The organism is Pantoea sp. SGAir0180 (assembly GCF_043546245.1).
In genome coordinates this window covers 1,273,465-1,299,348 of the sequence record NZ_CP028071.1, presented here as the reverse complement: position 1 = coordinate 1,299,348, position 25,884 = coordinate 1,273,465, and the positions used below count along the sequence as shown (strand labels likewise).

The 25,884-nt window shown below is 50.9% G+C and carries 20 protein-coding genes; 7 read left to right on the top strand and 13 right to left on the bottom strand.

Going from position 1 to position 25,884, the window contains the following annotated elements; genetic code table 11:
• Positions 1 to 202: 202 nt before the first annotated feature.
• The 7 genes from tcyN to C1N58_RS06075 all read right to left on the bottom strand — a co-directional run bounded on the left by tcyN (position 203) and on the right by C1N58_RS06075 (position 6,119).
• Complete coding sequence (gene tcyN / locus C1N58_RS06105; RefSeq protein ID WP_006118892.1) at positions 203 to 955, bottom strand: L-cystine ABC transporter ATP-binding protein TcyN; 753 nt, start codon at positions 953 to 955, stop codon at positions 203 to 205.
• Entirely contained in the window at positions 952 to 1,620 is a 669-nt protein-coding gene (gene tcyL, locus C1N58_RS06100) for a cystine ABC transporter permease (protein WP_033742036.1), read from the bottom strand. Before tcyL ends, tcyN begins: the two co-directional genes overlap by 4 nt.
• The gene (gene tcyJ, locus C1N58_RS06095) at positions 1,620 to 2,420 is read right to left on the bottom strand and encodes a cystine ABC transporter substrate-binding protein (RefSeq protein WP_033742037.1); all 801 of its coding nucleotides are present in this window, start codon (positions 2,418 to 2,420) and stop codon (positions 1,620 to 1,622) included. The genes tcyL and tcyJ overlap by 1 nt, the downstream gene beginning before the upstream one ends.
• A gap of 132 nt (positions 2,421 to 2,552) precedes the next feature.
• Complete coding sequence (locus C1N58_RS06090; protein ID WP_394564697.1) at positions 2,553 to 3,539, bottom strand: D-cysteine desulfhydrase; 987 nt, start codon at positions 3,537 to 3,539, stop codon at positions 2,553 to 2,555.
• Positions 3,540 to 3,730: 191 nt separating this feature from the next.
• Entirely contained in the window at positions 3,731 to 4,234 is a 504-nt protein-coding gene (fliZ, locus tag C1N58_RS06085) for a flagella biosynthesis regulatory protein FliZ (protein ID WP_039342604.1), read from the bottom strand.
• A gap of 50 nt (positions 4,235 to 4,284) precedes the next feature.
• Positions 4,285 to 5,007: an RNA polymerase sigma factor FliA gene (locus C1N58_RS06080; protein WP_006118887.1), complete on the bottom strand. Its 723-nt coding sequence runs from the start codon at positions 5,005 to 5,007 to the stop codon at positions 4,285 to 4,287.
• A 143-nt stretch (positions 5,008 to 5,150) separates the two neighbouring features.
• A complete protein-coding gene (locus C1N58_RS06075) occupies positions 5,151 to 6,119 on the bottom strand; it encodes an HNH endonuclease signature motif containing protein (protein WP_394564696.1) in 969 nt (322 codons plus the stop codon).
• A gap of 345 nt (positions 6,120 to 6,464) precedes the next feature.
• On the opposite strand from C1N58_RS06075, the gene rfbA reads away from it, so the two are divergent.
• The 7 genes from rfbA to C1N58_RS06040 all read left to right on the top strand — a co-directional run bounded on the left by rfbA (position 6,465) and on the right by C1N58_RS06040 (position 13,416).
• Complete coding sequence (rfbA, locus tag C1N58_RS06070) at positions 6,465 to 7,331, top strand: glucose-1-phosphate thymidylyltransferase RfbA (protein ID WP_039342608.1); 867 nt, start codon at positions 6,465 to 6,467, stop codon at positions 7,329 to 7,331.
• 1 nt (position 7,332) lies between these two features.
• Positions 7,333 to 7,866: a dTDP-4-dehydrorhamnose 3,5-epimerase gene (gene rfbC / locus C1N58_RS06065; RefSeq protein ID WP_394564695.1), complete on the top strand. Its 534-nt coding sequence runs from the start codon at positions 7,333 to 7,335 to the stop codon at positions 7,864 to 7,866.
• Positions 7,866 to 8,732, top strand: coding sequence for a dTDP-4-dehydrorhamnose reductase (gene rfbD, locus C1N58_RS06060; RefSeq protein WP_394564694.1), 867 nt, complete (start codon positions 7,866 to 7,868; stop codon positions 8,730 to 8,732). Before rfbC ends, rfbD begins: the two co-directional genes overlap by 1 nt.
• A 12-nt stretch (positions 8,733 to 8,744) precedes the next feature.
• On the top strand, positions 8,745 to 9,587 hold the full coding sequence (locus tag C1N58_RS06055; RefSeq protein ID WP_394564693.1) for a WcbI family polysaccharide biosynthesis putative acetyltransferase: 843 nt from the start codon (positions 8,745 to 8,747) through the stop codon (positions 9,585 to 9,587).
• A 403-nt stretch (positions 9,588 to 9,990) separates the two neighbouring features.
• Positions 9,991 to 11,157 carry an ATP-grasp domain-containing protein gene (locus C1N58_RS06050; RefSeq protein WP_394564692.1) on the top strand — a complete coding sequence of 389 codons (1,167 nt, stop codon included), beginning with the start codon at positions 9,991 to 9,993 and terminating at the stop codon, positions 11,155 to 11,157.
• Positions 11,158 to 11,166: 9 nt separating this feature from the next.
• Positions 11,167 to 12,291: a Gfo/Idh/MocA family protein gene (locus tag C1N58_RS06045; RefSeq protein ID WP_394550556.1), complete on the top strand. Its 1,125-nt coding sequence runs from the start codon at positions 11,167 to 11,169 to the stop codon at positions 12,289 to 12,291.
• Positions 12,292 to 12,309: 18 nt separating this feature from the next.
• The gene (locus tag C1N58_RS06040) at positions 12,310 to 13,416 is read left to right on the top strand and encodes an FkbM family methyltransferase (protein ID WP_164482094.1); all 1,107 of its coding nucleotides are present in this window, start codon (positions 12,310 to 12,312) and stop codon (positions 13,414 to 13,416) included.
• Positions 13,417 to 13,660: 244 nt separating this feature from the next.
• On the opposite strand, the gene C1N58_RS06035 is transcribed toward C1N58_RS06040, so the two are convergent.
• From C1N58_RS06035 to C1N58_RS06010, 6 genes are all read right to left on the bottom strand, one after another.
• Complete coding sequence (locus C1N58_RS06035; RefSeq protein WP_394564691.1) at positions 13,661 to 14,803, bottom strand: DegT/DnrJ/EryC1/StrS family aminotransferase; 1,143 nt, start codon at positions 14,801 to 14,803, stop codon at positions 13,661 to 13,663.
• A 76-nt stretch (positions 14,804 to 14,879) separates the two neighbouring features.
• A complete protein-coding gene (locus C1N58_RS06030; RefSeq protein ID WP_394564690.1) occupies positions 14,880 to 18,353 on the bottom strand; it encodes a glycosyltransferase family 2 protein in 3,474 nt (1,157 codons plus the stop codon).
• A gap of 130 nt (positions 18,354 to 18,483) precedes the next feature.
• Entirely contained in the window at positions 18,484 to 22,176 is a 3,693-nt protein-coding gene (locus C1N58_RS06025) for a glycosyltransferase (RefSeq protein WP_394564689.1), read from the bottom strand.
• A 185-nt stretch (positions 22,177 to 22,361) separates the two neighbouring features.
• Positions 22,362 to 23,267 carry a flagellin N-terminal helical domain-containing protein gene (locus C1N58_RS06020; protein ID WP_039342628.1) on the bottom strand — a complete coding sequence of 302 codons (906 nt, stop codon included), beginning with the start codon at positions 23,265 to 23,267 and terminating at the stop codon, positions 22,362 to 22,364.
• A 178-nt stretch (positions 23,268 to 23,445) separates the two neighbouring features.
• Positions 23,446 to 24,375 (bottom strand): flagellin N-terminal helical domain-containing protein, encoded by a 930-nt coding sequence (locus tag C1N58_RS06015; protein ID WP_006119482.1) that lies wholly within the window; start codon positions 24,373 to 24,375, stop codon positions 23,446 to 23,448.
• Between the two features lie 402 nt (positions 24,376 to 24,777).
• Entirely contained in the window at positions 24,778 to 25,707 is a 930-nt protein-coding gene (locus C1N58_RS06010) for a flagellin N-terminal helical domain-containing protein (RefSeq protein ID WP_006119482.1), read from the bottom strand.
• Positions 25,708 to 25,884: the final 177 nt, after the last annotated feature.

The window sequence follows — 25,884 nt, the reverse complement described above, 5'->3', positions numbered from 1 at the left end:
ATTATTAATATTTTCACTGTCACCTCAATCGGGGAGGTCTTAAAATTTACACTCTGTTACGTCATTGAAACATCACTCCGTATAACCGAAGCGATAACAACAGGTTAAGGAAAGACCAGCCGTAAATTTTCAGAAGAAACTGAGCGCGCAGGCAGGAAAAAAATAAATAAAACGCCGCCCGTGTCGGGCGGCATTTTGGGGATTATTGATTAAGAAATTTATCCAGAAACTGTCGGGTACGTGCCTGCTGAGGAGCGCTGAACAACGCTTTGGCCGGGCCCTGTTCTACCACGCGGCCCTGATCCATGAAAATCGCCCGGTCAGCGACATCACGGGCAAAGCTCATCTCATGGGTCACAATCACCATCGTGCGCTTTTCCTGCGCCAGCGCCCGGATCGTATTCAACACTTCGCCCACCAGCTCGGGATCCAGCGCCGAGGTCGGTTCATCAAACAAAATGACTTCAGGCCGCATGGCAAGCGCGCGGGCAATGGCAACACGTTGTTGCTGTCCGCCGGAAAGACGACGTGGATAGCTGTCTTCTTTACCCTGCAATCCCACTTTTTCAAGCAGGCCACGCGCCCGCGCAACCGCGTCCGCTTTGGTTTCACCTTTGACGATGACCGGCCCCTCAATAATGTTTTCCAGCACCGAGCGATGCGGAAACAAATTGAAGTTCTGAAACACAAACCCCACCTGCTGACGGAGTTGGCGCACCTGTTCTTTCTGCTTATTGATCCCCAGACTGGCGTCAATCGTAATATCACCGACTTTGATGCGCCCGGCCTCAGGCACTTCAAGCAGGTTGATGCTGCGCAACAGCGTCGTTTTACCGGATCCGCTCGGGCCGATAATCGCCACAATTTCACCCGGCGCAACATCCAGATCGATGCCGTGCAGTACCGTTTGGCCGTTAAACTGTTTCACCAGTTGGCGTACTTCAATGGCACTCATTTCGCCTCCTGATCCTGACGGTTAACGTGTGCTTCGAGCCGGTTCTGTAAGGCAGACAGCACGGTAGCCATGATCCAGTAGATAACCGAGGCCGCCAGATACATCGTAAATACCTCCAGCGTACGTGAGGTAATCAACTGGGCCTGACGAAATAACTCCGGTACCTGAATGGTCGCCGCCAGTGAGGTATCTTTGACCAGGCTGATGAAGCTGTTACCCAATGGCGGTAAAGCGGTACGGGCAGCCTGAGGCAAAATAACCCTGCGCAGCGTTTGCCACGGCGTCATGCCAATGCTGGCCGCCGCTTCCCACTGGCCGCGCTCAATCGCCGCAATGGCACCACGAAGCGATTCCGATGCATAGGCTGCTGTATTCAGCGACAGGCCAATCATCGCGGAAGGAATTGGATCCAGCTCAATGCCAAACTGGGGCAGACCGTAGTAGATCATAAACAACTGAGCGATAAGCGGCGTGCCACGAAAAATCGACACGTAGATACGTGCCAGCCAGCTGATGGGCCAGAAGCGCGACAAGCGCATCAGCGCCAGCACAAAGCCCAGTATCAGCCCAAAAAACATCCCGCCAATACTGAGCTGAAGCGTAAACAGCGCGCCTTTAAGAAGGAATGGTGCTGAATCCAGCACCAGTTGTAAACTTTCCTGCATTATTGCGTAACGTCCGCGCCAAACCATTTCTCAGACAGCTTTTTAAGCGTGCCGTCTTTCTGCATCTCTGCAATCGCCTGGTTAATGGCTTTCAGTAAATCTTCGTTACCTTTACGCAGTGCAACGCCCGCTTCAAGACGCGAGAACGCAGGGCCAGCAACGGCCATCGTGTCACCGGTTTTCTTCACCAGATCCAGTGCCGCCAGACGGTCCACCAGAATCGCATCAACGCGACCTGAACGCAGATCCTGGTATTTGGTAGGATCGTCATCATAGGTACGAACATCGACACCTTTCACGTTTGCACGTAACCACTGCTCGTAGTTGGTGCCCAGACCGACGCCCACTTTTTTACCCGCCAGATCTTCGGGGCGGGTGATGCTGCCGGCATTTTTCTTCAGCGTCAGCGCCTGCACGCCCGAAATGGTGTACGGCGTGGAGAAGTCATATTTCTTTTTACGCTCATCGGAAATGGTGACCTGATTAATCACCACATCAATACGTTTAGAATCCAGCGCGGCCAGCATGCCATCCCATTTGGTCGGTTTCAGAACGGCTTTCACACCCATGTGTTTCGCCAGGTCCTGGGCGAACTCCACCTCAAATCCGGTCAGCTTGCCTTTTTCATCCTGGAAACTGAAAGGCGGATAGGTGCCTTCCAGGCCCACACGCAGTTCGCCTTTACTTTTCACTTGCTGCAGCAAATCTTCTGCGGCAAAGGTTTTAACACTAACGCCAGCAACCAGCGCAACCGCCATCATTCCCGTCACCAGCTGGCGACGAATCTGTGAGAAAGCCATGTGTACCCCATTTATTATTCGTGAGTGTGCTGTTGAGCGGCTAAACCCCGTTTGCCGCTCTGTCATTATGGGCGTTATTTACCTGAGACAGCAAAATAACGGCCGGATTATAAACCTTTTTTTCGCGACGTCTCAGACCGAAGGGTGATAAGCAAATAACGCGGGCGCACCGCCGGTATGCACAAACAGGAGCGGTCCTTCGCGGCGGAAACGATTCTGACTGATCCCGTCAATTAACCCCGCCATCGCTTTGCCAGTATAAACCGGGTCGAGCAGGAGGCCTTCCAGCCGGGCCAGCAGCTTGATCGCCTCTGTGCCCTCTTCATTTGGCTCGCCATAGCGTGGCCCAAAGTAGTCATCCCACAGCGTCACTGGGGCCTTTGCCTTTACCGACAACTGCGATGCCAGCGCCTGACGAATGGTGTCCACTTTCGGCAGCTGTTCATCACGCTGACGCGATACGGTCACGCCCACCAGCTCGGTTTGCGGCATGAGGTGTTCCAGCCCAATGGCCAGCCCCGCATGCGTTCCGGCACTGCCAGACGCGACAACTACCGCAGCAAAGTCCACCACGCCTTCACTTTGATGCACGATCTCCTGGGCGCACTCTACATAACCCAGCGCGCCTAGCGCGTTTGATCCGCCAACAGGCAGGGTATAGGGTCGAAAACCCTGCGCCTCAAGGCGTTCCGCCTGTTCCGCCAGTTGTGCGGCAGGATCGGTCAGTGCCTCAACCATCACCACGTCAACGTCCATCAGTTCCAGCAGCAGCCGGTTACCGTTAGTGAGATAATTCTCGCTCTGGGTCGCGATGGGGTTTTCGAGTAATGCCACGCATTTCAGCCCAAGTTTGGCCGCGACCGCAGCGGTCTGACGCACGTGGTTGGACTGGATCGCACCGGCGGTGAGCAGCACATCGGCCCCCTCACGCAGCGCATCGGCCGCCAGGAACTCCAGCTTGCGCAGTTTGTTGCCGCCCAGCGCCAGCGGCGTTACATCGTCGCGTTTGATAAAAATGTCACGACCTAAGAAGTCCGACAGACGGGGCAAAAATTCCAGAGGCGTGGGCGCACCCAGAAGTTCAATACGGGGAAACTGATGAATAAGATGTAAAGACAATGCGGCCTCCAGTCAGGCACAGAGCAGTTATCATTACAGTGTTACAGAAGATGAAGAAAGGATCATCCTGAATTGAGGTCAGGAACGTGGAAGACGGGAATGCACAACATCCCCACGTTTCTTCCGATGGTGAGAAGAAACGTGGGGCGGGAAATCGACTGACCGTGCATCCTGTGCCCGGCATTTTTCCCTTAACGTTGCTGCCAGCCTAAGAACTGGTCATATTTGCGCAGCGCAATTCGATAATTATTGTTGCCTGCATCGGGTAAATCTTCTTCCAGGCATTGATGCCAGCTATTGCCTTTCAGTTTTTCTGCCGGAAAATTTCGCGCCTTCAGCATATCGTCAAGCCGACGTAACCGAACCACATACTCACGAATCGTGCTTGGGCTCATTTCCGTCTGCTCGAACAGATATTGTTTAAACGCCATAATGTCAAAATAGTTAGGATGTGTATTACAAAAAATATCGCTGCAAAAACGACAAAGTGCCGTTAATTCTGGCTGCAGTTTTAGCCAGAGTGGCTCATCAATCATTTGGTCCATCCGTGCGATGGCCTCTTTATTGATGATCTGGCCACGAAAAACCAGCGCCATTCGGTCTAGTACTTTGCCACAGTGTGAACAATTGGTTTGGCTGTGTTTATAGTCTTTAAGATAGCGACTTAAAGGTCTGGCTTTGGTTTTGGCTCCCACTGTTGAGTCCCCGATTTCTTATATTTATAGATCTCCAGGAACTGAGCCTTCTAGCGCGCTCCCGTAAGTCGGGCACGCAAGCGTTTAATCGCCTGACTGTGCAGTTGGCTGACCCGGGATTCCCCGACATCAAGTACCGCGCCAATCTCTTTAAGATTCAGTTCTTCCTGGTAGTACAGTGTCAGCACCATTTTCTCGCGCTCAGGCAACGCCTCGATCGCTTCTATGACGCGTTCACGCAGACTCCCTTCCATTAACTGATGAAGTGGATTGGCCTCTTCGTGCCCTTCCGTCACCAGCTCCGCACTGTCACCATGTTCTTCCCGATACTCGTCGTATGAAAAGAGCTGACTGTTGTTGGTATCCAACAGAATCTGCCGGTACTCTTCTATCGAAACATTCAACTGTTGCGCGACTTCCTGCTCGGAAGCGGCCCGACCCAGCATCTGCTCAACCTGATGCATGGCTCCGGCTACCTCACGTGCATTACGTCTGACGCTGCGTGGCGCCCAATCCCGGCTGCGAAGCTCATCAAGCATTGCGCCACGAATGCGCTGGACTGCATACGTGGTAAAGGCGGTACCCTGAAGCGCGTCGTAGCGCTCCACCGCATTCAACAGACCAATGCCCCCGGCTTGCAGCAGATCGTCAAGTTCCACACTGGCAGGCAGGCGAACCTGCAAGCGCAGTGCTTCATGACGCACCAGTGGGACGTAGCGCTGCCAGAGCGAATGTTTGTCCATCACGCCTTCGGCGGTATAGAGATCGTTCACGTTGACTACCCTGCGTTAATGAAGTTATCGGCATGATTATGCAATTCTGTAGGACTTTCGATTGGCAGAATAGGCGGGATAAACCGAGGTTATTTCAAATTTGTGATGTTTCAGAGCGGAAGATTCCGCTCTGTCTCAACAGGCTAACCTAATGACAGTAAACGTTGACGAGTGGCGGAGGGCACGCTGTCCCATAAAGCACAAACCTGCCCTTCCATTTCCTGATAAAAAGGGCTAATGCTTTCGCGGGTTTTTTCATCCCCATTAAAACGGACCTTGCCGGAATCACCATCAATACTAATCATTCGGTTAACAAAAAGTCGCTGTAAATCGCTGCGCAGGAACAATCCGTTATCCACACTGTTATCCGCCAGAAAACCTTCATCATTCTCTCGCGTATCAATATGGCAGGCTTCCACCCATGGCCACGGATGCTGATCGATCAGACTGGTGCCGGTAATGACACAGGCACCATAACGGGCTTTCACGGCGGCCATAAATTCGGCCTGGCTGGCTCGCTGCAGCACTTTAGCCTTTACCCGCCGCCCGACTTCAGTACCAGGCATCACTGCGGCGGGTGTTTTATGTCCGGGTGTACTCAGTACCACAATAAACTGGATACGCTGTGATTGCGAAAAGCACGGATTGGAGTGCATGTTAAACAACTGCCACCAGGCATCGTCGCCGTCTTCTCTCATCAGCACCAGTTTGTATCCCCGGCTGTTGATCAGGTTCTGCGCCTGTGCTGAATGAGGATCGATCATGGCATATACGTAGCTTTGGCCGATCACTTTCCATAAATTCTCCGCTTTGTCCTGCTCTCCCCGGCGGAAATAGTGAAAAGGGGCCTGCTGCTTCAGGTAATACTCAAAACGGCGCAGGTAATTTTTACGTTCATTGTCGTTCGCAATAAATAACAGGTCTTCCAGCGGACTGTTGCTTTCTTCCTGTGCGAAGACAGCACGAATCTTTAGCGTCCGAAAGCTGGTCGAAGGACTCAGCAGCGCTCGCGCTGTTAATTCTTTCTCATCAGGGTATTGCTGTGCATAGCGCCGGGCGATCTCCTCGAAGGAAAGCCGTTCACCCGGTAGCAGGTCATAGTTGAAGCGCATAACCACCCCAGAACACGCGAAGTTGTAGCCAAATTAAACTTATCCTGAAGAGTGTTATCGGCACCATCTGTATGAACTGTAACGTTTATCCAACTTTTATCGCGCCGAAAACCCTAATCCAAAATCACTTCCGTCTGGCTGACGCGATTTGCATTACTGCGCGATAAAATGTGCCCGCTTCGCTTATGCTGATTTATTTCATTAGCCGCTATGGATGCGGGGACGGACTTATCCTTGACTTTACCCGCTTTTTTGTCGGTTATTCGTGCCATTACTTTCACTCGAACACTCGTATTCTTTCACTATCACGCTGCAAGCGCAGACGAGTTATGAAGGAAGCGAATGATGAAAGGCATAGTACTGGCAGGCGGAACCGGTTCCCGACTGCATCCGGTGACCTGTGGCGTCTCTAAGCAACTGCTGCCGGTCTATGACAAGCCCATGATCTATTATCCCCTTTCCGTCTTAATGCTCGCGGGGATCCAGGACATTCTGGTCATCACCACACCGGAAGATCTGGCTGGGTTTCAGCGCCTGCTTGGTGATGGTTCGCATTTTGGTGTTAATTTGCAGTATGCGGTTCAGCCGTCGCCTGATGGTCTGGCTCAGGCGTTCATTATTGGTGAGTCATTTGTTGCCGGTGAACGCTGCGCGCTGGTACTCGGCGATAATATTTTCTTTGGTCAAAGCTTCGGTAAGAAGCTGGAAGATGTCGTTGCACGCGATCGGGGCGCAACCGTATTTGGATATCAGGTGATGGATCCTGAGCGCTTTGGCGTTGTGCAATTTGACAAGCAGTTCCGCGCCCTTTCCATCGAAGAAAAACCCGCCGTACCGAAATCCAACTATGCCGTGACGGGGTTGTATTTTTATGACAACAACGTCTGCGCCATGGCGCGTGAAGTGAGGCCATCTGAACGGGGCGAGCTGGAAATTACTACGCTCAATCAGATGTACCTTAATGACGGCTTACTTAACGTTGAAATCCTGGGCCGCGGCTTTGCCTGGTTAGATACGGGCACACATGAAAGCCTGCTTGAGGCCTCTCATTTCATTCACACCATTGAAAAACGTCAGGGATTTAAAATCGCCTGTCTGGAAGAAATCGCCTGGCGTAAAGGCTGGACAGACAATAATGCGCTGTTAAAGCGTGCGCATTATCTTGGCAAAACGCAGTACGGCCAGTATTTAAAAATGCTGGTGGAGGAATAACGTGGAAGTTAAAGCAACCCACATTGCTGACGTTAAAATTATTCAGCCGGCCGTATATGGCGATGAGCGCGGTTTTTTTTTGGAAACCTTTGAAAAACGCCGTTATCAGGATCTTCTGCAAACCGATCTTGAATTTGTTCAGGATAATTATTCCCGCTCTGCACGGCACGTCTTACGCGGCTTACATTTCCAGAAAACAGAGCCTCAAGGCAAACTGGTACGTGTGGTGCGCGGAGAAGTCTTTGATGTCGCCGTCGATATCCGCCCAAATTCGCCCACCTATGGTCAGTGGGTCAGTATTTTGCTTTCAGAAGAAAATAAGACTCAGCTATGGGTCCCACCAGGGCTCGCGCACGGTTTCGTCGTGCTCTCGGACATGGCTGACTTTGAATATAAATGTACTCAATATTACAACCCTAAGGATGAAGCCTGTCTGATGTGGAATGACCCTGATGTTGCGATTCAATGGCCTGTCCAACAGCCGATTCTGTCGGTAAAAGATCAACAAGGACTCTCATTGCAGGAGTTGGTGTAATGCGCGTTTTACTCACGGGTGCTTATGGCCAGTTAGGGCGTTGTTTACTGGATCGTTTTCCCGCCGACTGGATTACGCTGGCGTGTGGTTCGGCGGAACTGGATATTACCGATCGCGTTGCCGTTTTGCGCGTGGTTAAAAAATTTAAGCCCGATGTCATTATGAATGCAGCGGCTTATACTGCCGTTGATAAAGCAGAAACCGACCGGACACGAGCCTTAAAGATCAATGCGATTGGCCCTGAAAATCTGGCTCAGGCCGCCAAAATGATCGGGGCGCGTTTCATTCATATTTCCACAGATTATGTTTTCGACGGGGTGAAAAAAACACCCTATACCGAACAGGATCAGCCCTGCCCGATTAATTTTTACGGCCTGAGTAAGTGGGAAGGTGAAAAGCGCGTCTTTGAGGTCCTGCCCGAGGCGATTGTGATCCGTACTTCATGGATGTTCAGCGAATACGGTAATAACTTCGTCAGTACCATGCTTCGTCTGGCGCAGACACGTTCCGAGTTACATGTGGTGAACGATCAGTATGGCTGTCCGACCTACGCGGGTGATTTAGCCCGCGCCATGATCACGCTCGCCGACATGCCCGAAAAGCGCGGCCTTTACCATTACTGTGGCGACGTTGCCGTCAGCTGGTGCGAATTCGCTCAGACAATCTTTGTCGCGGCGCAACAGGACGTGGTTGTGCATGGCATTATCAGCTCGCACTATCCGTCTGCGGCGATTCGGCCGGCGCGCAGTGTGATGAACAGTGACGCTCTCAGCACCATCGGCATCCCCCCCTCAGACTGGCAGGATAAACTTCGCCTCTGTCTGAATCACCTGGCAACCCCCTTTCCCTACGCGAATACTTTATAAGGAGATAATGGAATGAAAGTAGCAACGATTGGTAACTGTCAGCTCGAAGTCGTTGGTCAGTTATTAAGTAATTATTCTGAGCTTCATCGTGGCGCAATAACACACGTTGTTAATACACCTCTGTATAAACTTGATGCTCAGCGAGACATTATCAATCTGATGCACGAACTTGAAAGCTGCGATCATATTTATATGCAGTATCATTCTGAACGCTGGGGTTTGCTTTCAACCGCGAAACTGACCGAGTATTTCGATATCCGCATATTACCCACAATGGAATCAAGTGTATCAACACCACAGTTAGGGTATTATTCTGCTGCCGTGCCCGATTTGATGGTGTATGTCGATTACCGTTTTTTGCATCTTTATCTGACCGCACATGCCTGTGCGGATGCCGTTGCTGCGTACCACAATGTCAGTTACGACGCGGCCAGGCAGCATAACATGATCATGGACGACGCTAATCGCTACCAGCGGTTGTTCAAAGAAGGTAAGGTGGCGTTTGATTATTCAGACTTTTATCGGGACGCCCTGTTAAAAGATAAACATTGCTACAGCACGGTAAGCCACCCCAATAACAAACATTTAAGCATTTTCTTTAGTGCAATCTTTTTTGATTTATTTAAAGAGAATAAGAACTTCGATCTCGGCGGCAACGATTTGCTCAAAAACTATATTGCTCCAGAGGTAGGCAGTGGCGAACAGCATTATTTCATGATGCGCGAAACAGGGCTTTCTCTGGCCTGTAAAATTAACTATCACTTCTTTTCTTCACAACCGCGTGAACAACTCTCAGAAGCCTTACTGCGTTCCACTTATTATCGTAGCCTGAAATCCGGCTATCAAAACCTCTGAGCCTTTGCTGTAAGCCTGAAGATGCATCTTATCGATCAGGCTTGTCAGCACACAAAACAGTACCATTCAGTCACGGCGGCAATGCAATCAATACTGCGATGTTGCTTTACTGTATTAATACAGCGTTATATCGCTTTGTGGCGTCTGCCTGTCTCTGCCATTCCGGTCATTATGACTCTGCATAAAACATTCACGTTGCCGCCAGAAAGAAGCGCGGTTCCTGACGAGCCTGCCTGTCCCCGTTTGCGTTAAATACACACTAAAAAGGGCTTTATTTACGGCATCAGTTCAGCCTGCCGGGATTACAATCTGCTATAAAAGCGCGCCTGGCACCCCATCCATACCAGGAAAAAACTTTGCCAGCTAAACAATGTGTTAGCTGCACCACCTCAGGCAAATCATAATGAGCAGTAATAAAAAAGCACTTATGCTGGATGCCGGTTTTGCTGCCATGCCTCTTTTGATGGCACTTAAGCATTCCGGTTATGAAACAGCCGTATGCAGCGGCAAACCGCAGGATCCGGGTCATCAACTCGCGGCCCACTCTTTTTGCCTGAATTATGCCAACGTACAGGACGTACTGACCCTGGCGAAATCACTCAATATTACATCACTTCTGCCTGGTGTTACCGATGTGTCTTACCTTACGGGTGCCAGTGTCGCTGAGGCAATGGGCTTACGCGGTTTTGATCGCCCTGATGTAGCAGAAATTATTTTTAAAAAAGACGTTTTCCGCCAGTGGGCACAGAAGAAGGGTTATCCAGTCCCTGTGGCCGTGAGCTGTCCTGAAGAGGCGGCGCAACTTCCGTTACCGTTGATGATAAAACCTGTCGATTCCTACAGCGGATTAGGGATTTCACTGGTGACTGAGCGCGAACACATCTCCGCCGCCTGGCGAGACGCCTGTGCGGCATCATCCTGTGGCCAGGCACTTATAGAGCGCTGGATAGCCGGTGATTTACACAGCCACTCCGCTTTTATCGTGAATGGAAAAGTGGCGGTCGAATATTTTGTTGATGAATTTTGTACCGTTTATCCCTGGCAGGTAAACAGTAGTAGCCTCAGCCTCAATCTTCCTGCGTCGATAAAAGACCAGGTCAGCGACTGTATACAGGCACTCGTTGATGAGCTCGGGCTTTGTGATGGTTTACTGCACACTCAGTTTATCTCGGATGGTAAAAGCTTTTCTATGATAGAAATGACACGCCGATGCCCGGGTGACCTGTATAATCAACTCATTGAAAACTCTACAGACACGCCTTATTCACTCTGGTTCACCCATGCCTTTACCGGCACGCCTTTTACGCCAGCCAGTCGGCGTCCCGAACATGTCAGATTAATCGCTCGCCATACTGTGTCCGTTGATCAGGAACAAACCTTTACCTCCGTCAGCTTCGCAGCATTACCGGCCAATATCCTTTCTTTTCTGCCACTTAAGAAAACAGGCGAGAGAATCCAGCGCGCGCCTCACGATCGCGCCGCGCTTATTTTTGCTGAATTCCACCAACGTGATGAACTGGCCCGCTTCACACCACAGTTAAAAAATTTTTTTACGCTTGGTAAGTACTAGGAAACCGATATGAAAAAACGACTACAACTTGGTTTTATTGGCGGTGGCGCGAATTCGGCTATTGGTCTTACCCATAAAATTGCCTCACAGCTCGACGGGGATTTTACGCTTGTGGCGGGCTGTTTTAGCCGCAATCCTGAGCAGAATCGTCACACGGGTGAGAGCTGGAATATTCATCCTGAACGTATTTATGACAGTATTCAGGCGTTTATTTTACAGGAGCGCCACCATCTTGACGCAGTTGCGGTGTTAACACCTACCCCTGACCATCATGAAATTATCACCGCCTGTTTCGAAAACGGTCTGGCTGTAATTTGCGAAAAGGCAATGGTTGAAAGCCATCAAAGCGCTTTGCACATCATGAACAGCGAGCACCAACATCAGGCTAAATTGTTTGTCACTTATAATTACAGTGGCTATCCCATGGTGCGCGAACTGCAAAAGCGCGTACAGCGGGGCGATTTCGGGGCCATTCAGCAGGTCATGGTTGAAATGCCTCAGGAAGGTTTTGCACGCCATAATCAGCATGGCGATGTGCCAAAACCGCAGAGATGGCGGCAGCAGGATGCCGTCATTCCAACCGTTTCGCTCGATCTTGGCGTTCATGTTCACCAGCTTATTGAATTTATCACCGGGGATCACGCCGTCGATATTTATGCGATCAATGATACCTACGCCAAAATTCCCGGCGTTATCGACACCGTACATATCTTATCGCGTTATCAAAGCGGTATGACGTGTAATTACTGGTATGGCAAAGCCGCTCTGGGATACCGAAATGGCCTGCGGATTCGCGTCATGGGAAGTCAGGGCAGCGCAGAATGGCTCCAGATGGATCCTGAATTCCTGTATGTCAGCGGTTTGCAAGGCAGTCGTTCTGTTATCGATCGCACAGCCAATGACAACATTGTTGCTGCTGATGCACGTTACTGCCGTTTTAAAGCGGGTCACCCTGCTGGCTTTATTGAAGCATTTGCCAATTATTATGCTGACATTGCCTCTGCATTGAGAGGGGAACCTAACGATTACGTGATGGGTTCAGACGTTGCGGCTCGCGGGCTTCACTTTCTTGAAAGTGCCGCGAAAAGTGCAACAAGTCAGCAAAAATGTACCCTTTGTACAATAAAAAGATAAAATATAACGGAGTTCCTCATGAGTTTTCTTAGTGAAATAGTCGAGAAAAATAACCATTTTCTCGTTACGCTGGAGAAAATGTACCAAAACGGTAATCCGGTAGTCCTCATTGGCGCAGGCTGTCTGGCTACCAAGACCAGTGAATATATGGCGCGTAATCACTTGCATATCGATTATGTAGCGGTCAATGAAATGTATTTTTCTCCTGGTCAAACGTTAAACGAACTGACTGTTGTCCCTCTGGAAAGTTTGCTCAACACCAATAAAAAATATAATTTTATTATTGCACTACAGTATGTGGAGCAGGCGTTTTTAAATTCATTATCAGACGTTCAATCTGAAGTGCTGGTCTATGACCCCTCTTTTACGGGCGTAAACACCGAAGATATTATTTCCTATGATTTTTGTCAGACCCATGCTGACGCCCTGCATTCCTTATATGAAAGTCTTGGTGATGATAAATCTCGCGAGACGTTTATCGCATTCATGAATCAGCGTATTAGCGCACGCCCTGACTATATTAAAACAGTGTATGATGAGAACCATTACTTCCCAACCGACATTGTCGCGTTGAGTAAGTCCGAGGTTTTTGTTGACTGTGGTGCTTATAATGGTGACAGCGTGAATGCTTTCGAAGCCGCACTGGCCACCCGCGGACTCCCTTCGCCGAAAAAAATCTTTGCCTTCGAACCTGACGACGTCAATTATCCGTTGCTGTGTGCCGCTACAGCGGATAAAGCGTATTGTGAATGCCACCAGGCAGGCGTATGGAGTGAAGAGACAACGCTGTATTTCGACTCAGGAAAAGCGTTGGATTCAAAAATTACTGAAAAGGTCACGACTAACAGTATCGCATTAACCACACTCGATAGCGTTATTGCGGACAGTAAGGTGACGTTTATCAAAATGGATATTGAAGGCGCTGAGCTTTCTGCGCTGGAGGGGGCGAAAAACAGTATTCAACGCTGTTACCCACTGTTGGCAATCAGCGCTTATCACAAACCGGATGATCTTATAAAGATTCCTGCTTATATCAAAAGCATTATGCCCGGGTATCGATTTTATCTCCGCGCCCATCATCCTGTTCATGCTTTTGAACTGGTGTTGTACGCGATTCCTGCCTGATTTTTTCTTTGCATCAGCCCGGCTCTCGCGTATCAGCCGGGCAGAGTTGTTCTCATTACCTGTATCCGTCGTCTGTGCCCTTCCCGTTTCTTTTTCGATATACCGCTGTCAGCAACGATTTTTTGAGATGAGAAACGATTAAGAAAGCAAGATCGTGCAGATGGAAAGCATGTGAGATGTGCAGCGTCAGGCAAACGCATGTTCCCTTTTGCCTGACGGGCTTGTAAAGATCCGGATTGAAGCCTTACGCAGCATTCACATTGCTGGCGCGCATAATAATGTTAATAATCTCATCCTGATCCGCTTCCGCCAGGTTTGGATGCACCGGTAAACACAACACCTGCTGAGAAATTTGACTGGCCACCGGCAAATTTGAAGGAGCCGATGATTCATAGCCTTTGTACATCGGGAAATCGGAGATGAGCGGATAAAAATACCGTCTGACATAAATATTTTGGCTTTTGAAGTGATGATACAGTTCATCACGCGTCATCGGGAATAATCCCGCGTGAACAAAGACCGGGCAATACGCATAGTTCCAGTCGGTTTCATCAACGAGCGTTAGTAGCGTAAGTCCGTGTATATGCCCTAATGCCTGCTGATATTTTTCGTAGATGACTTTACGCTTAGCCAGCGCTGAATCCACATGCTTCAGCTGGAGTAATCCAAATGCCGCCTGAACTTCATTCATTTTGCCATTGATACCCGGCGCAACCACCGTGGTTTCATCGGCAAAGCCAAAATTCTTTAAATAATCAATACGTCGTTTGATTTTTTCATTCGGGCAGATAATGGCGCCGCCTTCAAACGTGTTAAATACCTTTGTCGCATGGAAGCTTAAAACAGAAAGATCGCCGTGATTCAGGATACTGACGTTTTTTTGTTTAACACCAAAACAGTGCGCGGCATCGTAGATGACTTTCAGACCGTAGTTGTCGGCAATACGTTGAATGCGGTCGACATCGCAGGGAATGCCATAGCAGTGAACGGGTAAAATTGCACTGGTGGTAGGCGTAATGGCGGACTCGATTTTTTCAGGATCGATATTGCAGGTAACAGGATCAATATCGACGAATATGGGTTTTATGCCGTTCCATAATAAGGAATGGGATGTCGCGACGAAAGAATAAGGAGTGGTAATCACCTCCCCCGTGATTCTGAGCGCCTGTAGCGCCGTCACCAGCGCCAGGGTACCGTTCGCGAACAAACTGAGGTGCTCGACACCGAGATAATCGGCAAGGGCCCGTTCCAGCTCCTGGTGATACGGACCACCATTTGTGAGCTGTTTACTGCCCCAGATACGTTCTAAATAAGGCAGGAACTCTTCCAGGGGCGGCAGAAGAGGACTTGTCACCAGCACATTTGATGAGGGTTTGTTTATCTTCATCGGATAACTTCCTGACCTTAAATAATTGTTGAATGCGTACAGGGCTTTTATCTGGCGCGCTGTCTCTGCACGTCATTTATGCCTGAGTGGCTTCAGATAACGCCTGTATCCGGCCGAAAAGTGTCATAAGCGCGTCCTGGTTTACCTCGTTATACGCTTTTTCTTTCAATTGCTGACTGAGCGTGTCACTCAGCGACGTATCAGCACAAAGCGTTGCGATAGCCTCTTTCCAGGCGTTCGGGTTATGTTTTACTCTCCAGCCGGGAACGGACTCACCGAATGTAGGATGATCGCTATACATCGCCGGTATCCCCATTACCGCTAACTGCGTGAGTACGTTGTTATCTTTGTAACGGTTTTCATCATTGTTGCAGCGCGGAAGCACGGCGATATCGGCGTCACAATGCAGCAACTGCGCGACCAGGCGGGCCTCAGTCTGAAAACGGTACGTTTCCCTGATATAAGGCAGCCATTCCGGCGGACAATGTCCAATGACAATCCAGTCAAGCTTTTCCGCACTTGTCGTTATCGCTGGAGTCAGTAATTCACAATCTTTCTTCCTGAGATCGTATGTGAAACACACGACACGGCATTTGTCTTTTTTCTGCTTAACCCTATCCTGACAGGGTTGCACTAAAACATTGGGAAGAATAACGACAGGTTTATGGCGCTTTTTGAGCCAATTGGCCAGTGCATCGCTGTACGTTAGCCAGTTATCGATAACATTATCTTCAATTAATTTTTTATATTTCCGCGCATTCGGATCGTCCTGAATAAGATAATGAACACGACAGGTTATGGCGTTTTTGAGTTGCCTGATTGTCTGGCAGGCGAGATCCGTCAGTTCGCCGCTGATAACGAGCTCGTCAGGATGATGCCGCAATAATTCTGGCGCGGAGGGTATCTGTTCAAGAAGCACGCTTTTGACGCCACCGGCATTCATCAGCCTGTCCAGCGCGGTGGTAAATCGCTGCACGCCAGTATCATTCTGATCCTGCGCGATAAAAATGACGGTGCGTGTTTCGCCAGGTTTGAGCGGGTTCCAGCCCGTGACTAACGTGCTGTCTGCGGTAAAAAGGGTTCTGTTCAGGCTTAAATTTTTATTATAAGCCGGATCATCTGCCAGAACAGGGAGCCAGGCGTGATAGAAACGGTCAAGTTCCTGTGAAGGCGACAACGCATATTGTGGCGGAAAGTCCGTCACGGCTTCCTGTTTTGCTACAACGCTGTAAGGTGTGCATATTGCCCGACCGCCCAGCTGAACCAGTCGCAGATTCAGGTCCAGTCTGGCCAGCAGAGGTTGTGTATAAGCCGTATCAAATCCACCGACCTCCAGCCATCTGTCTTTTCTGATTAACAGACAGTCTGTGGCCAACGTCGAATAACTACAGTCGCTTTGATAGCGTGACAGGTAGCCTGCATTGCCCCATCTTTCGGCATACCCAACGGGGAAGGCCAGGCCCCTGACCCCAAGAATTTCTCCGGCACATAAGATCTGACTGTCCAGGTTGATAATATGAGGCGCGACGCAGACAACATCATGCCGCAGGGCATGACATGCCAGCGCCTCCAGCCAGCCGCGGCTGACAAATAAAACACGGGGATCCAATAACAGCAGAAACTCGCCTTCTGCCTGCCCTACTGCCTCATTAATCGCCGCTTCCTGGGTTTGGCTGCCATGACTTTTCAGGATGTTGATGTTAACCGACGCTGTTGACAAATTTGTCGTCAGCCAGGCCGTGATGGCCTCAGAGGTCGCCGGCGTCACAATAACAATCAACTGGCATACAGGTTGATGGGTTTGTTCAAATAACGTAGTGATGCAACACTGCAGTTGATGGATATTTGTGCCAGCGACAAGTATGATGCTGAGCGAAATCACCGGCTCCGTGCTGTATCTTAACCGCCACGGCTTACCCGGCTGGTGCTCCACTACACCCTGGCTGAAGCCCTGCTGCTGAAGATAAGATTGCAACACAGCATGTTCCTGCTGCAGATCCTGTGCCACACAGCTGTTCAGAGGCGTCACGGTAAAGACCTCTGAAACATGACCAAACACGTTGCTATCGCGCGTAGCTAACAGTCGCGTAATCGCATCCAGCTCATAGCACGCGGATAAATCAGCATTAAACCCGCCGATAGCCATCAAGGCGTTTCGCGCGAAGATCCCGCGCTTAAGGTAGAGTGAAGGCTGACTCAGAAAAAGGTCCGGGCAAAATGCAGGCTTAAAATGAGGATGAATTTTCCCTTCCTTGTCAGAGAGGCCTTCATCCGCGTAAACAAAGGCGCATCCCGTTCTGCTGTGCAAGGCCTCAGCAAGGAGTCGTAAACTTTCCGCTGTAAACTGACACCCGGCAGGAACGACGTATATCCAGTCGTAAACGTTCTGCTCCAGATGACAATTCATTTCATTCAGCCACACATCAGACCGAATCTGAAAGACACGATCGTCAGAAACGTGGCACGTTTCCTGCGGCGTCGCCAGTAAAACGGCGCATCCTGTTACCTGATCTAACTGAGGCAATAAGGCATTCAGCGTCGAGGTCCTGTCCGCTTCGCTGCCTGGCTGGACGGCAATCAGCATTCTGAGGAGTGGCAGTGATGAAGTACTCTGCACCTCTTCAGCAGGAGCCGGAAGTTGCCGCTTATACAGCCAGTCATTCAAAGCGTGTCGCTTATCCTGCGCGGCACGTTGTTCGGCCTTTTCTTGTGTCAACGTAACGAAGTTTTCAAACTGTTGCTGACTTCGCGCGCGTCGGACCAGAAAATAGTCTCGCATCTTCCATAAATTCTGGCGCTCGGTATCAATAGCTTCCTGGGTGTTTTCCCAGCAAAATCCAGCGCCACCGTTGTCACGCACGGTTTCCTGCGTAATGGCATACTTTTCATAACCCGGTGCGGTTAACGCAACTACAGGACTGCCGCATAAAATCGCCATTGCGCAGGTGCCCGAGGACTCATACGAATAAAATACGCGCGTACGCTTGAGCACAACGGCAAGTTCTTTCAGCGTCAATGGGTTTGCCATGGACAAGATTTTGGTATCCGCGGGTAGCTGGCTGAAATCAACGACCGACTCAGGCACACGATTCAGGTAGAGGATATTCAGGTCTTTCTGCGGGTTGTCGTCACAAAATAATTGCAGATCAAAGGATTCGATTCCCAATATTTGTGGGTCAACGGCTTTTTCAGCAAACTCATTGCGGTACCAGAAAAATAAATCATCCGGTCCTTCATGGATCCGGTTATTCATGATCACGCCTTCCCGGTTCAGCATATAGCGAACACATACGGGCGCGGAAAGAGGATTACCCGATACGATTTCAGGGTAAATGGCAATCCAGGGTTGCCCGCTGTTTTGAATAACTTTCCAGTCTTCACTGTTTATCACCGGCGTATTCCATTCTGGATTCACGCGGCAATTAACCATCCAGGCTTTACCGCCCTGTTCATTAATCATGTGACAGAGCTGATGGATAACCTGAACGCCTGATGAAGATTCGATGTAATCCGGTGCCAGAAGTAAGTAAGGAAAGGTGAACCCACGCATAACAGCCTCTTTTTCTACAGGCGCGACAATGAAAAGCTGGCGTTGCCTGAACGTTGTGTGTCTCTATGGAGACGTTATGTCCGGTCATGTAACGACGGCGTCATCATCAGGACGACGCGCCGCCACTGTCTCAGGCAGAAAGCCAACCTCTCTGCCATTCGTTTAATCCCTGCTCCCTCAGGTACCAGTCCTGATGGACCGCCGCGCGAAGTTGATCGCCCAGACGACGAGTGGCATCCATATCCGCAAGGTGCGCGCGTATAGCGCCCATCCAGTCTTTAAAGCGGTTTTCAACGAGCGTGACGGGCAGGCCACAACGATAGGGTTCGATACTGGTGGCAATGATCGGCACGCCACAGGTGCCGATCTCCAGTAACCGCAAATTACTTTTGCATTCATTGAACTGGTTGACTTCGAGCGGCACCAGCGCCAGATCCAGGTTCAGGCTGGCCAGCTTTTCGGGGTACATATCAAACGGCACGCCAGTGTGGAACTCACAGTGCACGCCCCGCGGTTTCATTCCCATGAAAACCCATTCAACCTTGTCTTCCAGCTCCTTGATAAGCGGCAGCAAAATTTGCAGGTCACCGGCATGTGTACTGCCGCCCGCCCAGCCGATACGCACTTTACGCCCCACGCCGCGCTGGCTGGTCAAATGGCCCCACTGACCTTCTGCGAGACGGTTCTGTGCAATGCGGATGTCATGATGGAAACGGCTGTAGGCATCCGCTAACGGTGCGGTTGACACGACCACCCAGTCCGCGCACTCCATTACTTTGCGAAGATTTTTGACAATCTGTTTAGGGAACTGGTTACGGTTGCCATTTTTTACCGGTACGTTGAGCAGGTAGTCGTCGTACTCAACCACAATTTTGGCATCGCAGACGTCGCGATATTGCGCCATGACCGACGGGAAACGACCGCCACTCAGCGACTCCAGCACAATAATATCAGGCTGTAAAAGTGCGACTTCCATTACGCCGGGAATTTGCTGAGTGAGTCCGCCCTCAAGCAGCAACTGACTTTCCATGGCCTTGAACGGTTGCAGGATGCGGTGATTGCCACATCCCTGCCAGTCGACATGGTGTGCGAGCACGACAGGCAGTGGCCTGCCCGGCAGCGGCTGCTGAAAACGCGCCGTCCCTGCACCCAGCGTAAACGGTTTACCTGCCCGCTGCATCAGCGAATGGTTACTGGGATCCTTTAACAGCGTGGCGCGCCACTGCTGGCGAAGCCGGCTATAGTCATGCTGAAACGGCCTTTCCTGTACGTTGAACTTTTCTGGCATCAACCGCGTTGCACCGCCCATATGGCGAACACGCGACCACGGCGTCCAGACGTTTAAGTAACCTTGTTGCTGCGCACGTAACCCCAAATCGACATCCGCGAAGTAAAGCGGGAAATCGTTCTCAGCAAAGCCACCCAGACTAAAGAACACGTCTTTGCGGACCATCATGCAGGACGCACTCACTGCAGCAAGATTGTGCTCCGTTTGCAGATAGCTCTGGAAACCTCTGGCATGTTCCTGCATCCCCTCCCACGGACTGTCAACGCCGTTCTGTACACCCAGCAGATAACCGCCGTGCTGAACCCGGCCATCGTGGTATTCAAGGCGCGCCCCGACTAATGCGACCTCTGGCCGCAGTGCATGCTCCAGCAGCGCATCCAGCCAGTCAGGTTGCGTAATCTGGCAGTCGTTATCCAGGAACAACAGGACATCGCCCTTCGCCTGCTCTGCGGCGCGATTATGCATGGCGGCGAAATTAAACGGCGCGTCGTAACGCAGTACCTTAATCTGTTCGATATTGAGTTTGTCGAGATCGTTGAGAAAGGTACAGGCCTGCGCATCCACGGACTGATTGTCGACGATCAGTAATTCATAATAGGGATAACGCGTTTTCTCCATCAACGTATCGATGCAGGCACGGAGTAAGGCGGCATGATCACGCGTGGGGACGATAATGGAAATAAGAGGCTGCGTGTCCCACTGATAGCGCACCCGTGCAAAACCGGTATTCATGCCGGCATCAAGTGACGCTTTTATCCCTAAACGCTGTAAATGCGCCTCGACAACGCGCCGATAGCCGGCTTCACAGGACTGCGCTTCATGCCAGCGCCCGTTCTCTTTTTGGCCTCTGACTACGACATCTGACACATGTCCGAGCGCGCCCGGTCCCTGATTTTCAATGCAACGCCACAGCCATTCATACATGATCAGAGGATTGACGGCATCCTCACCCTTCCCCGCCGCCTGCACTTTCCGGCGGTCAAACAGCAACGTGCGGCCTACGTAAGGCGTACTTCTTAACAGATCGATATTGGGATCGGGACGAAGAATCGCTCCCGGCTCATTCATATCATCATTGAAGGTTTCATCGACATACCACACAGCCGTTTCCGGGCGTCGCAAACGCTGCTCTGCCAGCAACAGCAACGCGTCAGGCAAAAGCTCATCCCCTGCCATCACCAGCAGCAGCGCGGCTGGCCCGGTTTGGTGATAAACGACCTCGTTAAGTTCAGCGACCCAGCCTGAGGCACAGGCGCTTATCGTCCCCTCATTTAACTCAATGTCGACATCGCTCAGTAACATGACCGTCGCGGGCGGCAATGTTTGCTGCCTGACGGCGGCAAGGGAACGTTCACAGGCTGCGGCATCACCGTTTTCATCAATGATCACGATCCCGATGTCGCCACTTTCGGGCACAGACTGAATAAATGACTGTAACGCTGCGCGTCGGGCTTCGGTAATTGACCTGTCTTTCAGCCACTGCTCAATAGAGTAATTTTTATCGGCCCAGGACAGGACGGACTGTCTGTGAAAGCGTAACGCATGTTGCGCCGGGTCATCCATGGACCAGCGTTTGGGCGCAGGGAGCTGGCTGAGGATAGTCTGGATCGCAGCAGGCATCGTCCATTTATCGCCAAAGCGGCCCTGGTTTGCCCGGGTCCATGCCACGGCCTCACTGAAACCCCGTTTGAGTGCGGCGATCCACTCCTCCGTCTCCGGGCAAAACTGCAGATTCACCACGGTAAAATGCGATTGTTCAAACTCCTGAAGGTTATGCGCGTTAAGATAACCTTCCACACCGGTTGTAGACGCTAAAAATACCGGAATCCCCAGTATTAACGCCTTGGCCACAATTTCATCGCCACCCATGACCATATCGTAGTTATCCAGCCACTCAGGCTCAATCCGACTCACAGGCTGGCTACAGTCGAACCATTCCAGCGTAATGGACTGACTTTTGAGTTGCTGTTGCAGCTCATACATTTCGGCGGAAATATCCGGGGCGTAATAAAGTATGCGTTTGAGCGCAGTGCGGGCATTACGAGATGGATAGCAACTGAATGCGGAAGGAACGGTAAACGGCAAAACAGCGATCTGACTGGATAGCAGTCCGTTTTGCAGCAAACGTTCTGACACCACAGGCGACAAACTCAATGACAGGGAGGCGAGCTGATTTTCCAGCTCAGCGCCCCACGGCATATAAATGTCATGATAATCATAAAAGTGGCGGAAAATAACCGGGGCCGTGCCTGTTAACGTTTCCAGCACGGGTAACAATTTTTGTGCAATAAAACCCTTATAGACCCAGATGAGGCTATAAGCATCAGCGAGTGTGCCTTGCTTATCACTGATAATGCGGAAAGCCGGGTTGGATTTGTACTTTTCCAGTTCAAACGACAGCGTTTTACCATAGGTACTGGTGACAATATCCACCTGCCATCCCCAGGGTAAAAAAACATCAATGATATCGAGCGCCTCATTCACGTGAAGAGAAAACTGCTCAACTCGGTCAATGCTTATTAAAAGCCTGTTCATCTGACATCCTCTGGTTGTGCATAGCACTATCCTGCACGTAAGTACCTTACCTGTTTCAGACTATTGTAAATTTTTGGGCATTAACTTAGGGCGGGAAAAGCTATAGCAAAGCGGGCTAATTAGACCGATTAAAAAAAACGCCCTCATTTCTGAGAGCGTTTTTAATCTGACGGGCTGTGCGGCGATTAACGCAGCAGAGACAGCATGGTCTGTGGCACCTGGTTGGCCTGTGCCAGTACAGAAGAACCGGCCTGCTGCAGGATCTGCGCGCGGGACATGTTTGACACTTCCGTTGCGTAGTCCGCATCCTGAATACGGCTGCGGGCAGCGGTCAGGTTGGTCACGGTGTTGTTCAGGTTGCTGATGGTGGACTCAAAACGGTTCTGAGACGCACCCAGCAGGCTGCGCTGGTTGTCGACCGCTTTGATGGCCGCATCGATGTCCGCCAGAGGTGAACCATCGGTGGTGCCACCGCTTGTTACGGTCCCGCTCATCACGTCAAAACCTTCAGCCGCGGTAGTACGCGCGTTGCCATTGATAGTCTGACCGGTTGTCTGAGCAGTCGCACCAGAGGTATTGAACAGGTTGAAACCGTTGCTTGCACTGATGGTGATACCGATGGTTTCGCCGTCTTTTGCGCCAACCTGGAAGTTATACGTCTGAGAACCTGAACCGGTATTCAACACTTTAATACCGTTAAAGTCAGTCTGCTGAGTAACGCGGTTGATCTCTTCCATGCGCTGGTTAACTTCCGCCTGGATTGAGTCAATGTCAGACGCTGAGTTAGAGCTGTTCTGCGCCTGAACGGTCAGGTCACGTACACGCTGCAGGTTGTTGTTCACTTCAGTCAGGGCGCCTTCAGCCGTCTGCGACAGAGAGATACCGTCGTTGGCGTTACGGGCTGCAACGGTCAGGCCGTTGATGTTAGAGCTGAAGCGGTTAGCGATAGCTTCGCCGGCTGCGTCGTCTTTTGCGCTGTTAATACGCAGGCCAGAAGACAGGCGCTCAATCGCCGTACCCAGTGATGACTGAGATTTGGTCAGGTTGTTCTGAGTAACCAGCGACAGGGTATTGGTATTAATGACTGCCATAATAATTATCCTTCATGATGATAGGGTTCAGATTTGGGCTGCGGCTTTATCGCCTTCATTATTGTTATCGTCGAACGGGGGACAAACTTTATACATTACTTAAATTTTTTTAACTGATTTGGCAAAAAAAACGCCCTCATTTCTGAGGGCGCTTTTAATCAGACGGGCTGTGCGGCGATTAACGCAGCAGAGACAGCATGGTCTGTGGCACCTGGTTGGCCTGTGCCAGTACAGAAGAACCGGCCTGCTGCAGGATCTGCGCGCGGGACATGTTTGACACTTCTGTCGCGTAGTCCGCATCCTGAATACGGCTGCGGGCAGCGGTCAGGTTGGTCACGGTGTTGTTCAGGTTGCTGATGGTGGACTCAAAACGGTTCTGAGACGCACCCAGCAGGCTGCGCTGGTTGTCAACGGCTTTGATCGCCTTGTCAATGTCGGCCAGCGGTGTGGTGCCTGCTGCAGTACCGCCGGTACCGCCGGTTACTGCGCCTTTCAGCACGTCGAAACCGATAGCTGAAGTGGTACGCGCGTTACCGTTAACGGTCTGACCGGTTGTTGAGCTGGTGTTCTGAGTGGTGCCAGACTGGCCCGCTGCTGCCAGGTCAAAACCGTCGCTTGAGCTGATGGTGATACCGATGGTTTCGCCGTCTTTTGCGCCAACCTGGAAGTTATAAGTGGTGCTGCCTGAACCGGTGTTCAGAACTTTGATGCCGTTGAAATCGGTCTGCTTGGTGACGCGGTCGATTTCCTGCATACGCTGGTTAACTTCAGCCTGGATTGAGTCGATGTCAGATGCTGAGTTAGAGCTGTTCTGCGCCTGAACGGTCAGGTCACGTACGCGCTGCAGGTTGTTGTTCACTTCAGTCAGGGCGCCTTCAGCCGTCTGCGACAGAGAGATACCGTCGTTGGCGTTACGGGCTGCAACGGTCAGGCCGTTGATGTTAGAGCTGAAGCGGTTAGCGATAGCTTCGCCGGCTGCATCGTCTTTTGCGCTGTTGATACGCAGGCCAGAAGACAGGCGCTCAATTGCAGTACCCAGAGAAGACTGTGACTTGCTCAGGTTGTTCTGGGTAACCAGCGACAGGGTATTGGTGTTAATAACGGCCATGATAATTATCCTTCATAAATAATGTCGGGGGTCAGGTGTTAATCCTGCGGCTTTATCGCCTTCACTATTGTTATCGCCCGTCGGGGCTAAAACTTTAGAGAGAATGACGGCTTTTATTTTAATGAGACAGGAAGGCATCCTGGCGGAATGGCGGGGTTATCAAAAAATAGTGCTGTCGCTGTTACGCTTTCTGATGACATTAACTCAGCGCAAACAATCATTGCCCCATCGACAATAAGCATTGCGCGAACCTTAGTTTGTCAAACGACAGTCAGACAACCCTGTGAGAGAGCTTCGGGCAGACTGTCATACCCGGAAAATACACCGTCTGCTGGATCCATCAACAATAAAAAAGCGCCCTCATCACTGGGGGCGCTTTTAATCAGACGGGCTGTGCGGCGATTAACGCAGCAGAGACAGCATGGTCTGTGGCACCTGGTTAGCCTGTGCCAGTACAGAAGAACCGGCCTGCTGCAGGATCTGCGCGCGGGACATGTTCGACACTTCTGTCGCGTAGTCCGCATCCTGAATACGGCTGCGGGCAGCGGTCAGGTTGGTCACGGTGTTGTTCAGGTTGCTGATGGTGGACTCAAAACGGTTCTGAGACGCACCCAGCAGGCTGCGCTGGTTGTCAACGGCTTTGATCGCCTTGTCAATGTCGGCCAGCGGTGTGGTGCCTGCTGCAGTACCGCCGGTACCGCCGGTTACTGCGCCTTTCAGCACGTCGAAACCGATAGCTGAAGTGGTACGCGCGTTACCGTTAACGGTCTGACCGGTTGTTGAGCTGGTGTTCTGAGTGGTGCCAGACTGGCCCGCTGCTGCCAGGTCAAAGCCGTCGCTTGAGCTGATGGTGATACCGATGGTTTCGCCGTCTTTTGCGCCAACCTGGAAGTTATAAGTGGTGCTGCCTGAACCGGTGTTCAGAACTTTGATGCCGTTGAAATCGGTCTGCTTGGTGACGCGGTCGATTTCCTGCATACGCTGGTTAACTTCAGCCTGGATTGAGTCGATGTCAGATGCTGAGTTAGAGCTGTTCTGCGCCTGAACGGTCAGGTCACGTACACGCTGCAGGTTGTTGTTCACTTCAGTCAGGGCGCCTTCAGCCGTCTGCGACAGAGAGATACCGTCGTTGGCGTTACGGGCTGCAACGGTCAGGCCGTTGATGTTAGAGCTGAAGCGGTTAGCGATAGCTTCGCCGGCTGCATCGTCTTTTGCGCTGTTGATACGCAGGCCAGAAGACAGGCGCTCAATTGCAGTACCCAGAGAAGACTGTGACTTGCTCAGGTTGTTCTGGGTAACCAGCGACAGGGTATTGGTGTTAATCACTGCCATGATGTTTTTCCTTTAAAAAATTGAGCCATATTAGGCGTCTGAATTCGGCTAGCTTACCGACAACCTGATTATCGTCAGCCCTCGTTCAACCTTTAGAAAAAAAATTCAGTAATTTTTCGCCAGCCAAATCCGGGAAGACAATTAAAGAAAGGGGTTTTATTCAGCCATCAATTTTTT

Excerpts from the sequence above, each read along its gene's own strand:
- C1N58_RS06055 (WP_394564693.1), top strand. The coding sequence starts at position 8,745 with ATGAAAGTAGCAACGATTGGTAACTGTCAGCTCGAAGTCGTTGGTCAG.
- C1N58_RS06040 (WP_164482094.1), top strand. The coding sequence starts at position 12,310 with ATGAGTTTTCTTAGTGAAATAGTCGAGAAAAATAACCATTTTCTCGTT.
- rfbA (WP_039342608.1), top strand. The coding sequence starts at position 6,465 with ATGAAAGGCATAGTACTGGCAGGCGGAACCGGTTCCCGACTGCATCCG.
- C1N58_RS06035 (WP_394564691.1), bottom strand. The coding sequence starts at position 14,803 with ATGAAGATAAACAAACCCTCATCAAATGTGCTGGTGACAAGTCCTCTT.
- C1N58_RS06030 (WP_394564690.1), bottom strand. The coding sequence starts at position 18,353 with ATGCGTGGGTTCACCTTTCCTTACTTACTTCTGGCACCGGATTACATC.
- C1N58_RS06025 (WP_394564689.1), bottom strand. The coding sequence starts at position 22,176 with ATGAACAGGCTTTTAATAAGCATTGACCGAGTTGAGCAGTTTTCTCTT.
- C1N58_RS06045 (WP_394550556.1), top strand. The coding sequence starts at position 11,167 with ATGAAAAAACGACTACAACTTGGTTTTATTGGCGGTGGCGCGAATTCG.
- tcyN (WP_006118892.1), bottom strand. The coding sequence starts at position 955 with ATGAGTGCCATTGAAGTACGCCAACTGGTGAAACAGTTTAACGGCCAA.
- tcyJ (WP_033742037.1), bottom strand. The coding sequence starts at position 2,420 with ATGGCTTTCTCACAGATTCGTCGCCAGCTGGTGACGGGAATGATGGCG.
- rfbD (WP_394564694.1), top strand. The coding sequence starts at position 7,866 with ATGCGCGTTTTACTCACGGGTGCTTATGGCCAGTTAGGGCGTTGTTTA.
- tcyL (WP_033742036.1), bottom strand. The coding sequence starts at position 1,620 with ATGCAGGAAAGTTTACAACTGGTGCTGGATTCAGCACCATTCCTTCTT.
- C1N58_RS06010 (WP_006119482.1), bottom strand. The coding sequence starts at position 25,707 with ATGGCAGTGATTAACACCAATACCCTGTCGCTGGTTACCCAGAACAAC.
- C1N58_RS06015 (WP_006119482.1), bottom strand. The coding sequence starts at position 24,375 with ATGGCCGTTATTAACACCAATACCCTGTCGCTGGTTACCCAGAACAAC.
- C1N58_RS06050 (WP_394564692.1), top strand. The coding sequence starts at position 9,991 with ATGAGCAGTAATAAAAAAGCACTTATGCTGGATGCCGGTTTTGCTGCC.
- C1N58_RS06020 (WP_039342628.1), bottom strand. The coding sequence starts at position 23,267 with ATGGCAGTCATTAATACCAATACCCTGTCGCTGGTTACTCAGAACAAC.
- C1N58_RS06075 (WP_394564696.1), bottom strand. The coding sequence starts at position 6,119 with ATGCGCTTCAACTATGACCTGCTACCGGGTGAACGGCTTTCCTTCGAG.